5 protein-coding genes are annotated in these 12743 nt (G+C 75.4%); 2 read left to right on the top strand and 3 right to left on the bottom strand.

Going from position 1 to position 12743, the window contains the following annotated elements:
- Window positions 1-3: 3 nt before the first annotated feature.
- The 3 genes from ACH34T_RS12115 to ACH34T_RS12105 all read right to left on the bottom strand — a co-directional run bounded on the left by ACH34T_RS12115 (window position 4) and on the right by ACH34T_RS12105 (window position 2579).
- The gene (locus tag ACH34T_RS12115; protein ID WP_395992149.1) at window positions 4-918 is read right to left on the bottom strand and encodes an ATP-binding cassette domain-containing protein; all 915 of its coding nucleotides are present in this window, start codon (window positions 916-918) and stop codon (window positions 4-6) included.
- A gap of 40 nt (window positions 919-958) precedes the next feature.
- On the bottom strand, window positions 959-1624 hold the full coding sequence (locus ACH34T_RS12110) for a TetR/AcrR family transcriptional regulator (protein WP_395992148.1): 666 nt from the start codon (window positions 1622-1624) through the stop codon (window positions 959-961).
- 130 nt (window positions 1625-1754) lie between these two features.
- Entirely contained in the window at window positions 1755-2579 is an 825-nt protein-coding gene (locus ACH34T_RS12105; protein WP_395992147.1) for an SAM-dependent methyltransferase, read from the bottom strand.
- 118 nt (window positions 2580-2697) lie between these two features.
- On the opposite strand from ACH34T_RS12105, the gene ACH34T_RS12100 reads away from it, so the two are divergent.
- Window positions 2698-3558, top strand: a complete 861-nt coding sequence (locus tag ACH34T_RS12100; RefSeq protein ID WP_395992146.1) for an alpha/beta fold hydrolase — start codon at window positions 2698-2700, stop codon at window positions 3556-3558.
- A 12-nt stretch (window positions 3559-3570) separates the two neighbouring features.
- Window positions 3571-12735, top strand: a complete 9165-nt coding sequence (locus ACH34T_RS12095; RefSeq protein ID WP_395992145.1) for an SDR family NAD(P)-dependent oxidoreductase — start codon at window positions 3571-3573, stop codon at window positions 12733-12735.
- Window positions 12736-12743: the final 8 nt, after the last annotated feature.

The raw sequence follows: 12743 nt of genomic DNA, 5'->3' as shown, positions 1-12743 counted from the left end.
CGCTCAGCTCACCCGCCCGACGCTGTCGCGCTGCTGTACGTCGTAGTGCCGCAGGAACAGCTCCTCCAGCGTCGGCGGTCTGATCGTCAGGCCGTCGACGCCGACGGAGGTGAGGTGGTGCAGCACCTCGTTGAGGCTGCCCCGGTCGATCTCGCAGTCGAGGTGGTGGTCGCTCACCCGGAGGTTGTGGATTCCGGGCAGCTTCGTCAGCTCGTCGCTCGTCCCGGCCAGCTCGGCGGACACCGAGATCCGGCCGAACTGGCGCATCTCGGCGAGGGTGCCGGAGTCGACCGTCCGGCCGTCGCGGATGATGCTGACGCGCTGGCAGAGCGCCTCGACCTCGGAGAGGATGTGGCTGGAGAGCAGCACCGTCCAGCCCTGGCGGGCCTGCTCCTCCTTGACGACCTGCCGGAACGTCTCCTCCATGAGGGGGTCGAGCCCGGACGTCGGCTCGTCGAGGACGAGCAGCTCCACCTGCGAGGCCAGCGCCGCGATCAGCGCCACCTTCTGCCGGTTGCCCTTGGAGTAGGTGCGGCCCTTCTTGCGGGGGTCGAGCTTGAACCGCTCGATCAGCTCGGCCTTGCGCCGCTGGTCGAGCCCGCCGCGCATGCGGCCGAGCAGGTCGATGACCTCGCCGCCGGTCAGGTTGGGCCAGAGCGTGACGTCGCCGGGGACGTAGGCGAGGCGGCGGTGCAGTTCGGTCGCGTCGGCCCAGGGGTCGCCGCCGAGGAGCCGGGCCTTGCCGCCGTCGGCGGTCATCAGCCCCAGCAGTATCCGGATCGTGGTGGTCTTCCCGGCGCCGTTGGGGCCGAGGAAGCCGTGCACCTCCCCGGTCCGGACCGAGAGGTCGAGTTCGTTCAGCGCGGTCGTCGCGCCGAACCTCTTCACCAGTCCTTCAGCCGCGATGGCTTCAGTCATGGCACTACTCCTCTGATGGGCGGAGCGGGGGCTCCGCGGTCTAGGGTGCGGACTCGCGCCGAGGCGCCTCGAAGCCGGACCTGGCCTTGTCGGCCAGCTCGACGCTGATGAGCGGGTGGGAGAAGATGTCGAGCAGCCCGAGGACGACCTGCCGGTCTCCCTCGTCCGAGAAGATGTCGACGTCCATGGCCCGGGACACGTGCTCGTGCATCACCGGGATGGCCATCTTCATGGCGATGATCAGTGCGGCCCTGGTCCGGCGGTCGGCGGCTGGCACGTCGTCCCGGCCGGCGTCGAGGGTCTCAAGCCACTTCTCGATCATCGGCACCATCTGGTCGAACAGCGAGGACGCGGTCTCCGATCCCTCCACCAGCGCCCGCGCCACGTAGCTCTGGAACGGGCTGAGGGCCCGCCGCGAGCCGGACGTGAAGATCGGGTCGCCGAGGTTGGACTCGTTCCCCAGCCGCTCGTTCACCTGGCGCAGCGCGTCGAGCACGTACTCGTCGCACGCCCGGCGAAGGCCGTCCTTGGAGCCGAAGTGGTGGCGCACCAGCCCGGACGACACGCCTGCGGTCTTGGCGATCGCCCGGATCGAGGTCTTGGCGAATCCGTGGTCGGCGAAGTGTCTCAGCGCCGCCTCGCGGATCCGCGCCCGCGCCGTGAGGTCTTCGAACGCGGGGGTTCCGACCCTGCTGTCTGACCCCATGGGAATCCTGTCCACCGGTGTTGCTGACTACTCCAGTGTATAGCCTCTCACACGGTTGTCCAGCCCCCTACACCCTTGTGTAGCCCACTGCCCGGAGGAGTGGTCCTCGATCAGGGCTTCTGGGCGACGATCAGGGCTTCTGGGCGACGCAGATGAGGCAGCCGACGCCGGACACCGTGGGCAGCGCCTCCTTCGCGGCGTCCAGCACCTGCTGCACGCTGATCCCGTGCGCGGCCTCGAAGTCGCGGCGGCAGCTCAGGATCCCGTCGACGAGCCGGTCGACGGTGCCCCTGGTGTGCTCGGTGACGTCGGTCAGCTCGTCCAGCCGCAGCCCGGCGTCGCGGATCAGCCCCGGCCAGTCCTCGAAGCGGACGAGCGAGGTGACCACGTCGGTCTCCTCGTCCGGCCGGTAGGTGTGGTCGGGCGGCGGGGTCACGTCGGTCAGCACCAGCCGCCCCCCGGGGACCAGCACCCGGGCCATCTCGGCCAGCGCCTTCGGCCGGTCCATGTGGTTGATGGACTCGAAGGCGAGGATCGCGTCGAACGAGCCGTCCGCGAACGGCATCGCCGTGCCGTCGGCGAACTGGAAGGCGACCTGGTCCGACCGTCCCTCCGCCGCCGCCCGCGCGGTGCCCTGCTCGACCTGCGACCGGCTGATCGTGATGCCGACGACCGAGGCGCCGGTGGACGCGGCCACCCGCAGGGCGGGCTTGCCGATGCCGCACCCGACGTCGAGCACCCGGTCGCCGGGCCCCACCCGCAGCCGCTCGATCAGGAGGTCGGTGAACCGGTCCGTGGCCTCCTGGACGGAGCTGGCGTCGGAGGGCCCCTCCCAGTAACCGAAGTGGAAGTTGTCGTCCCACGCCATCTGGAGCAGCGGACCCAGCGAGCCGTAGTAGTCGGAGATCTGGCCCGTGGCCGGTTCCGCGCCGGGCGCGCCCGAGTGTGAGGTCATGGCGCGATGGTCCGCGCTGACGTTAACGCGTGTCTAAAGAAGCCCCGCCGGGCGTCTCCGGTGCGGGCTTTGAGCTGCTTTAGCGCCGCGTTGTTGGATCGGCCGCATGGACTCATCGGTGTCTGTTCTGTCCGTCCCGGTCGCACCGGACGTGACCCTGCGCGTACGTCACCGGCCGGGGGACGCCGAGCCGCCGTTCCTCCTGGTGCACGGGCTGGGGTCCAACGCCCGCCTGTGGGACGAGGTCGCCGGGCGGCTGAACGCCGAAGGCCACCCGGTCTACGCGGTCGACCAGCGCGGGCACGGCGAGTCCGACGCCCCCGACGACGGTTACGACACCGCTACGGCCGTCGCCGATCTGGCCGCCGCGGCCGGGGGCCTCGGCCTGCGCGGGGCGGTGGTCGCGGGTCACTCCTGGGGCGGGAACGTCTCGGTGCGCCTGGCCGCGCAGCATCCGGAGCTCGTGCGCGGGCTGGCGCTGGTCGACGGCGGCTGGATCACGCTGTCGGCGTCGTGCGACTCGTGGGAGGAGTTCGCCTCCAGGTACGGGGTGCGGGAGCTGACGGGCGTGACCGCGCGGAGCATGCGGGTGTACTGGCGGAAGATCCACCCGGACTGGTCGGACGCGGCGATCGAGGCGTCGCTGGCCGATCTGCGGGAGCGGCCGGACGGCACGCTGGAGCGGCGGCTGCCCGCGGCGCGGCACATGTCGGTGATGCACAGCATGTGGACCGAGCCGCCGAGCCGCTGGTTCCCGGACATCGCCGTCCCGGTGATGCTGATGCCGGCGGTCACCACGTACGCGCCGCGCGCCGAGCGGGTGCGGTCGTGGGTGGCGGCGGTGGCGGCCGCGTTGCCGGAGGCGACGGTCCGCGAGTACGTGGGCGGCGACCACGACCTGCACGCCCAGCGCCCGGACCGGGTGGCCGCCGATCTGCTGGAGCTGGCCGCGTCGGTCCGCCGGGTTAGGCGGCCTTAAGACCGCCGGGGAATGCTGACCGCGGCCGTCGGACAGATCGGACAGAGGGGCACGCTGAACGTGGAGGCGGCGTTGGCCGAGCGGAAGAACACTGCGATCGCGATCGTCGGGCTGTCCTGCCGGCTGCCGGGCGCCGCCGACCCGCGGGCGTTCTGGGACCTGCTCTCGACCGGCACGAGCGCGGTCGCGCCGGTCCCGCCGGGACGCTGGGCGGGACGGGACGGCCACGGCGGCTTCCTCGACCGCCTCGACCTGTTCGACCCGGAGTTCTTCGGCATCTCCCCGCGCGAGGCGGCCGTCCTCGACCCGCAGCAGCGGCTCGTGCTGGAACTCGGCTGGGAGGCGCTGGAGGACGCCCGGATCGTCCCCGGCACGCTGCGCGGCGCCCGCGCCGGGGTGTTCACCGGGGCGATGCAGGACGACTACGCGGGCCTGGCCCACCAGAGCGGCGCGGACGTCACCCACCACACCCTGGCCGGCCTGAACCGGGGGATGATCGCGAACCGGCTGTCCGCGCTGCTCGGCCTGCGCGGCCCGAGCCTCAACGTCGACAGCGGCCAGTCGTCGTCGCTGGTCGCGGTGCATCTGGCGTGCCAGAGCCTGCGCCGCGGGGAGTCGGCGCTGGCGCTGGCGGGCGGCGTCCAGCTGAACATCCTCGCGTCCAGCACGGCCGCCGAGGCGAAGTTCGGCGCGCTGTCCCCGGACGGCCGCTGCTTCACCTTCGACGCCCGGGCCAACGGCTACGTCCGCGGCGAGGGCGGCGCCCTGGTCGTGCTGAAGCGGCTCGCCGACGCGGTCGCGGACGGAGACCGCGTGCACGCGGTCATCCTGGGCGGCGCGGTCAACAGCGGCACCGGGGACGCCCCGACCGTGCCCGACGCGCGCGCGCAGGCGGAGGTGCTGCGGCTGGCCTGCCGGGACGCCGGAGTGGAGCCGTCCGGCGTCCGGTTCGTCGAGCTGCACGGCACCGGCACCAGGGTCGGCGACCCGGTGGAAGCGGCCGCCCTGGACGAGGTGTACGGAGGCGGCGACCCGCTCCCGGTCGGCTCGGTCAAGACGAACATCGGCCACCTGGAGGGCGCGGCGGGCGCCGCCGGGCTGCTCAAGGCGGTGCTGGCCGTCGCGCACCGGGAGTTCCCGCCGAGCCTGAACTTCGAGACGCCGAACCCCCGGCTGCCGGGGAGCGTCCGGGTGGTGACCGAGCCGCTGGCGTTCCCCGGGGACGTCCCGGTGACGGCGGGCGTCAGCTCGTTCGGGATGGGCGGCGCCAACTGCCATCTCATCCTCTCCAGCCCGCCTCCCGCGAGTCCGGCGCCCGCCGCCCGGGACGGCGCGCCGCTGCCGTGGGTGCTGTCGGGACGAAGCCCGGCGGCACTGCGGGCCCAGGCGGACGCTCTCGGCGCCTTCGTCCGGGCGCGTGCCGACACCGCGCTCGACGACATCGGTTTCTCGCTCGCCACCACCCGTTCCGCGTTCGAGTACCGCGCCGCCGTGCAGGCCGCCGACCGCGACGGGTTCCTCACCGGGCTGGACGCCCTGTCCCGTGGCGAGGCTGCGGCGGGCGTCGTCCTGGGGGAGGCCCGGCCGGGCGGCCTGGCGTTCGTGTTCCCCGGGCAAGGTGCGCAGCGTCCGGGGATGGGGCGAGAACTCCGCGCCCGATTCCCTGTTTTCGCCGAGGCCCTCGACGAGGTGTGCGGTCATCTGGACGCGTCCCTGGGCCGTCCGCTCCGCGAGCTGATGGCGGACGCGCCCGCCGCCGAACTCGACCAGACCGGTCATGCGCAGCCCGCGCTGTTCGCGCTCGGCGTGGCGCTCTCGCGGCTGTTCGAGAGCTGGGGCGTCGTCCCGGACCTGGTGGCCGGGCACTCGATCGGCGAGTTGACGGCGGCGCACGTGGCGGGGGTGCTGTCGCTGCCGGACGCCTGCGCGCTGGTGGCCGCGCGCGCGGCGCTCATGCAGGCGCTCCCGCCCGGCGGCGGCATGGCCGCGCTCTCGGCGACCGAGGCCGAGGCGCTCGAACTGATCGCGGAGGTGCCGGGGGCGGAGCTCGCGGCGGTGAACGGCCCGGCCTCGGTGGTGGTCACCGGCGACGAGGACGCGGTCGCCGAACTCGCCGCCCGCTGGACGCGGTCCGGCGGCAAGGCACGCGGGCTCAAGGTCAGCCACGCGTTCCACTCCGCCCGGATCGACCCGATGCTGGCGGAGTTCACGCGGGTGGCGGAGGGCCTGGAGTTCCGGCCGCCGCGCGTGCCGATCGTGTCGAACCTGACCGGGCGGCTCGCCGGGCCGGACGATCTGTGCGCGCCGGAGTACTGGGCGAGGCACGCCCGCATGCCGGTGCGTTTCGCCGACGGCCTCGCCGCGCTGCGCGACGAGGGTGCGGGCCGGTTCCTCGAACTCGGGCCCGGCGGGGTCCTCACCGGTCTCGTCCGTAGCTGCCTGGACGATGGCGCCGTGGCCGTCCCGGCGCTGCGCGACGGACGGTCCGAGCCTGACGCCGTCCTTGCCGCGCTCGTCCGGCTGCACGTCAGCGGAACCGTCCTGGACTGGGACGCGCTCTACGGCGGGGCGCGCCGCGTCGACCTGCCGACCTACGCGTTCCAGCGCGGCTCGCACTGGCTCGGCGGTGGCGGGGTACGGCTCGACGGCGGCCAGACGGCTGAGGGCACCGACGAGGCAGCTGAGAGCGGCGGCGAGACGGCTGGGAGTGGCGGCGAGGCGGCTGAGGGTGGCGGCGAGGCGGTGGAGTGGTCCGCGGACGGCGCGCTCCACCTCGTGCGGACGCGGACCGCCGCCGTCCTCGGGACGTCCCCGGGCGCCCTGGACACCGGCCGTGCCTTCAAGGAGCTGGGATTCGACTCCCTGATGACGGTCGAGCTCCGCGACGACCTGCGGGCGGCGACCGGCCTGCCGCTGGCGACCACGCTGCTCTACGACCATCCGACGCCCGAGGCCGTGGCCCGCCGGCTGACGGTCATCGCCTCCGCCGGAGAGGACGAGCCGCACCCGGAGGCGTCCCGCCGGGGCGAGGACGAGCCGGTGGCGATCGTCGCCATGGGCTGCCGCCTGCCCGGCGGTGTCGCCGCCCCCGACGACCTGTGGCGGCTGGTCCTGGCCGAGACCGACGCCGTGTCCCCGTTCCCGGACGACCGGGGCTGGGACACGTCCGTCCTGCGCGAGTCGAGCGCGGTCCAGGCCGGCGGGTTCCTGCCCGACGCCGCGGACTTCGACGCGTCCCTGTTCGGTATCTCCCCGAGGGAGGCGGCGGCGCTCGACCCGCAGCAGCGGCTCCTGCTGGAGACCTCCTGGGAGACGCTGGAGCGGGCGCGCATCGCCCCCACCTCCCTGCGCGGCAGCCGCACCGGAGTGTTCGTCGGCGGGGCGGCGCAGGACTACGGGCCCCGCCTGCACGAGGCGGGTGGCGAAGCGAGCGGCCACCTGCTCACCGGGACCTCGGCGAGCGTCCTGTCGGGCCGCGTGGCCTACACCTTCGGGCTGGAGGGGCCCGCGGTCACCGTCGACACGGCCTGCTCGGCGTCGCTGGTCGCCCTGCACCTGGCCGTCCAGTCGCTGCGGCGGGACGAGTGCGCGCTGGCCTTGGCGGGCGGCGTGACGGTGATGGCGACGCCCGGCATGTTCACCGAGTTCAGCCGGCAGGGCGGCCTGGCCCCGGACGGCCGCTGCAAGCCGTTCGCGGCGGCGGCCGACGGCACCGCCTGGGCCGAGGGCGTGGGCGTCGTCCTGCTGGAACGGCTGTCGGACGCCCGCCGCCACGGCCATCCGGTCCTGGCGCTGGTGCGCGGCAGCGCGATCAACCAGGACGGGGCCAGCAACGGCCTGACCGCCCCGAACGGCCCCGCCCAGGAACGGGTGATCCGCCGCGCGCTCGCCGACGCCGGGCTGGCCGCCGCCGACGTCGACGCGGTGGAGGCCCACGGCACCGGCACCACCCTGGGCGATCCCATCGAGGCGGGAGCGCTGCTCGCCACCTACGGGCAGGGACGTCCCGCCGGGGACCCGGTCCGGCTCGGCTCGCTCAAGTCGAACATCGGCCACACCCAGGCCGCCGCCGGGATCGCCGGAGTGATCAAGATGGTGCTGGCGATGCGGCACGGCACGCTGCCGCGCAGCCTGCACATCGACGCGCCGACCCCGCACGTGGACTGGTCGGCCGGTGCGGTCCGGCCGCTGACGGAGGCCGAGCCGTGGCCGGAGCGGGACCGTCCGCGCAGGGCCGCGGTGTCGTCGTTCGGCATCAGCGGCACCAACGGCCACGTCATCCTGGAGCAGGCCGGCCACGATCCCGCCCCCGGCCCGGCGGTCGGGACCGGCGGCCTGACGCCCTGGCCCCTGTCGGCCCGGACCGCGGACGCGCTGCGCGGCCAGGCCCGCCGTCTCGCCGACCTGCTCGATCAGCGTCCCGGCCTCGACCCGGCCGACGTCGGCCACTCGCTCGCCACCACCCGCGCCGTGCTGGACCACCGGGCGGTCATCGTCCCCGACGGCCCGGACGGTCACCGGGACGCCCTGCTCCGCCTCGCCGCGGACGAGCCCGGGACCGTCCAGGGCGTGGCCGGTCCGTCCCGGCGCGTCGCGTTCCTCTTCACCGGCCAGGGAAGCCAGTACGCGGGCATGGGCCGTGAGCTGTACGCGGCGTATCCGGACTTCGCCGAGGCCCTGGACGAGGCGTGCGCGCACCTCGACCCGCTGCTCGGCCGTCCGCTGCGCGACCTGATGTTCGCCGAGGACGACCCCGCTCTCGACGAGACCGCGTTCACCCAGCCCGCGCTCTTCGCCCTCCAGGTCGCGCTGTTCCGGCTGGTCGGCTCGTTCGACGTGCGTCCGGCGATGGTCGCGGGGCACTCCGTCGGCGAGCTGACCGCCGCCCATCTCTCCGGCGTGCTCTCCCTGCCCGACGCGTGCGCGCTCGTCGCCGCGCGCGGGCGGCTGATGCAGAGCGTGCCCGCCACGGGGGCGATGCTCGCCGTCCGGGCGTCCGAGGAGCGGGTGATCCCACTGCTGGACGGCCACGCGGACGACGTCGCGCTGGCGGCCGTCAACGGCCCGGAGGCGGTGGTGCTCTCGGGCGCCGCGCCGGCCGTCGCGGAGATCGAGGCGGAATGCGCCCGGCAGGGGCTCCGGACCAGGTCGCTCAATGTCAGCCACGCCTTCCACTCCCCGCACATGGATCCCGTCGTGGACGAGTTCCGGGAGGTGGCGGAGGGGCTGCGGTTCGCGCCGCCGCGGATCCCGATCGTCTCCGCCGTGTCCGGGCGGACCGCCACCGCCGAGGAGGCCGGCGACCCCGCCGCCTGGGCCCGCCACATCAGGGTCCCGGTGCGGTTCCACGACGTGCTCACTCACATGGCCGGGGAGGGCGTTGACGCGTTCCTCGAACTCGGGCCCGACGCCGTGCTCACCGCCATGGTCAGGGACGGCCTCGTGGACTCGCCGCCCGTCTGCGCCGGTGTCCTGCGCAAGGGACGCGCCGAGCCCGCCGCCTTCCTCACCGCCCTCGCCCGGCTGCACGTCCAGGGCGTCGCGGTGGACTGGACGGCGGCCACCGCCGGGCGCGACCCGCGGCGGATCGACCTGCCCACGTACGCGTTCCAGCGGCGCCGCCACTGGCTGGCCGCGCCGGCCTCCGCGGCCGCGGGCGCGGGCCTGGAACCGACCGGCCATCCGCTGCTGAGCGCCGTCCTGCCGGAGGCCGGCGGGCAGGGCATGACCTTCACCGGCGTCCTGTCGCCGGGCGTCCCGGCCTGGCTCGCCGACCACACGATCCTCGGCAGGACGTTGTTTCCGGGCACCGCGTTCCTGGAGTTCGCCCTGCTGGCCGGTGCGCGCACCGGCTGCCCGACGGTCGAGGAGCTGACCCTGGAGGCTCCGCTGGCGCTTCCCGCCGGGGAGTCCGTGCAGGTCCAGGTGGTCGTCGGCGCGGAGGACGACGGCGGCCGCCGGGTCGTGCGCCTGTACGGCCGTCCGCCCGGCGGCTCGTGGACGCGTCACGCCTCGGGGGTCCTCGCTCCGGAGGCGGAGCCGTCCGGGGCCGCGGACCGGCCGTCCGGTGAGGCGGAGACGGTCGACCTCACCGGCCTCTACGACCGGCTCGCCGCGGACGGCTACGACTACGGACCGTCCTTCCAGCGGCTCGGCGGGCTCAGGCGGCTCGGCGACGAACTGCACGCGGAGATCGACCCGGCCGACGACCTCGATCTGGACGGCCACCTCCTGCATCCGGCGCTGCTCGACGCGGCCCTGCACCCGGTCGTCGGCCCCTTCGGGATGCTCGCCCACGAGGGGACCGCCCTGCCGTTCGCCTGGCGCGGCGTCACCCTGCACGCGTCGGGCGCCGGCGCGCTGCGGGTGCGGATCACCCCTGGCGGGCCCGACACGGTGTCCCTCACCGTGGCGGACGCGGGCGGCGCGCCCGTCCTGACCGTGGACGGCCTGACACTGCGCCCGTCCCCACGCTCCCTCCCGGCCGCGGACGGGGGCGGCGGCGACCTGCTGCGGGTGAACTGGACCCCGGTGCCCCTTCCCGACCGGCCGGCCGCCGAGAGCGAAACCGTCATGGTGGAGGCGGGCGGCGGGGGCGAGCCCGCAGCCGTCCACGACGCCGTCGAGCTGAGCCTGCGGGCGGTGCGCGACGCGGCGTCCGGCGAGGACGGCGCCCGGCTGGTGCTCGCGACCCGCGGCGCCGTCGCGACGGAGGACGGCGCCGACATCACCGACCTGGCCGGTGCGGCGGTCTGGGGCCTGGCGCGCTCGGCCCAGGCGGAGCTGCCCGGCCGCATCGTCCTGGTCGACCACGACGGGCACCCCGCGTCGCGGGAGGCGCTGCCCCGCGCGCTCGCGTCCGGGGAGCCGCAGCTCGCGCTGCGCGAGGGCCGCGTCCTCGTGCCGCGCCTCGGCCGCGCCGCGCCGGACACCCTGACGCCCCCGCCCGGCGGCTCCTGGCGGCTGGACGTCACCGCCCCGGGCAGCCTCGACGCGCTCGCGCTGCTGCCCGCGCCCGACGTCCCGCTGGGCCCCGGCACGGTGCGGGTGGCGCTGCGCGCGGGCGGGCTGAACTTCCGGGACGTCCTGATCGCGCTCGGCGTGTACCCCGGCGGGGCGCGGCTGGGCGCGGAAGGCGCGGGCGTGGTCGTCGAGACGTCCCCGGACGTGCCGGACCTGGCCCCCGGCGACCGCGTCATGGGCCTGTTCCCCGGGACGCTCGGACCGTCCGCCGTCACGGACCGGCGCCTCCTCGCCCCGATCCCGGACGGGTGGACGTTCGCCCAGGCCGCCGCCACTCCCATCGTGTTCCTCACGGCCCATCACGGCCTGTCCGGGCTGGCCGGGCTCCGCGCGGGCGAACGGCTCCTGGTGCACGCCGCGACGGGCGGCGTCGGCATGGCGGCCGTCCAGTTGGCCCGGCGCCTCGGCGCGCACGTGTACGCGACGGCGAGCCCCGGCAAATGGGACGTGCTCCGCGCCATGGGCGTGCCGGACGAGCGGCTGGCGTCGTCCCGTGACCTGGAGTTCGAGCGGCGGTTCGGCGGCGGTGTGGACGTCGTCCTGCACTCGCTGGCCGGGGAGTTCACCGACGCCACGCTGCGCCTCGCCGCGCCCGGCGGCAGGGTCGTCGAGCTCGGCAAGACCGACGTCAGGGACCCGGCGCGGGTGGCCGCCGACCATCCCGGCGTCTCCTACCAGGCGTTCGACCTGCTCGACCTCGACCCGGACGTGATCGCCCGCGCGTTCGCCGAGCTGCTGCCCCTGTTCGCGGCGGGCACGCTCCGCCCGCTTCCGGTCCGGGCGCGCGACGTCCGCAGGGCGCCCGGTGCCCTGCGGACGATGAGCCAGGCGCGGCACACCGGCAAGCTCGTGCTGACGCTGCCGACCCCGCTCGACCCCGACGGGGTCGTCCTGGTCACCGGCGGGACCGGCACCCTCGGCGGCCTCACCGCGCGCCACCTCGTCGAACGGCACGGGGTGCGGCGTCTCCTGCTGACCGGGCGCAGGGGCCGGGCGGCGCCGGGGGCCGCGGAGCTCGCGGCCGGGCTGGAGGCGCTGGGCGCCGAGGTGACCGTCGCCGCGTGCGACGCCGCCGACGAGCGCGCTCTGGCGTCGCTGCTCGACGGCCTGGACCGTCCGCTGACCGGTGTGTTCCACGCCGCGGGCGTGATCGACGACGGCGTCCTGGACGCGCTGGATCCGGAGCGGATCGCGCGGGTGCTCCGGCCCAAGGTGGACGCCGCGTGGAACCTGCACCGGCTGACCGAGCACCTCGACCTGGCGGAGTTCGTGCTGTTCTCCTCGGCGGTCGGTGTGCTCGGCAACGCGGGGCAGGCGAACTACGCGGCGGCCAACGCCTTCCTCGACGCGCTGGCGGTGCACCGGCGCGCCCGCGGCCTGCCCGCCCGGGCACTGGCCTGGGGGAGCTGGCGGGAACCGAGCGGGATCACCGCCGGGCTGACGCGCGCCGACCACGCCCGGCTGGCCCGCGCCGGGCTGGCGCCCCTGGACACCGGCGCGGCCCTCGGCCTGCTCGACGCGGCGCTCGCCGACGCCGGCCCGGCCGTCGTCCCGGCCCGGATCGCGCCCGAGGCGGCCGGGCATCCGCTGCTGGGCGACCTCCTGCGCGGGCCCGCGCGCGGGACGGCTGCGGGCCGCCGTCCGCCCGGCGTGAGCCGCGACGACCTCGCGGCGCTGGAACCGGCGGAGCGGGAACGGCGGGTGCTGGCCCTGGTCCGCGGCATCGGGGCCGCCGTCCTCGGCCACGCCGACCCGGAGAGCATCGTGCCGGACCGCGGGTTCCTGGACGCGGAGTTCGACTCGCTCAGCGTGGTCGAGCTGCGGAGCCGGCTGGCGGAGGCCACCGGCCTGCGGCTGCCCGCCACGCTGACCTTCGACCATCCCACCCCGGCCGCCGTGGCCGCGCATCTCGCGGCGCGACTCGGCCCGTCCGCCAAGGCCGCCGAGGGGTCGCCGCTGGACGCGCTCGCCCGGCTGGAGGCGGCGCTGGCCGCCGACGCGGCCGCGCGGCCGCGGATCGTGGCGCGGCTGCGGGAGCTGCTGGCCCACGTCGAGGCCGCGGACGGGGACGGCCCCGACCTCGCCGAGCGGCTCTCCGCGGCGTCCCACGACGAGATCTTCGACTTCATCGACAACGAGCTGAGCACGCCCTGAGCCGCGGA

Source organism: Actinomadura sp. 9N215, assembly GCF_044326345.1.
GTDB lineage: Bacteria > Actinomycetota > Actinomycetes > Streptosporangiales > Streptosporangiaceae > Spirillospora.
This window is presented reverse-complemented; position numbering and strand designations above follow the sequence as displayed.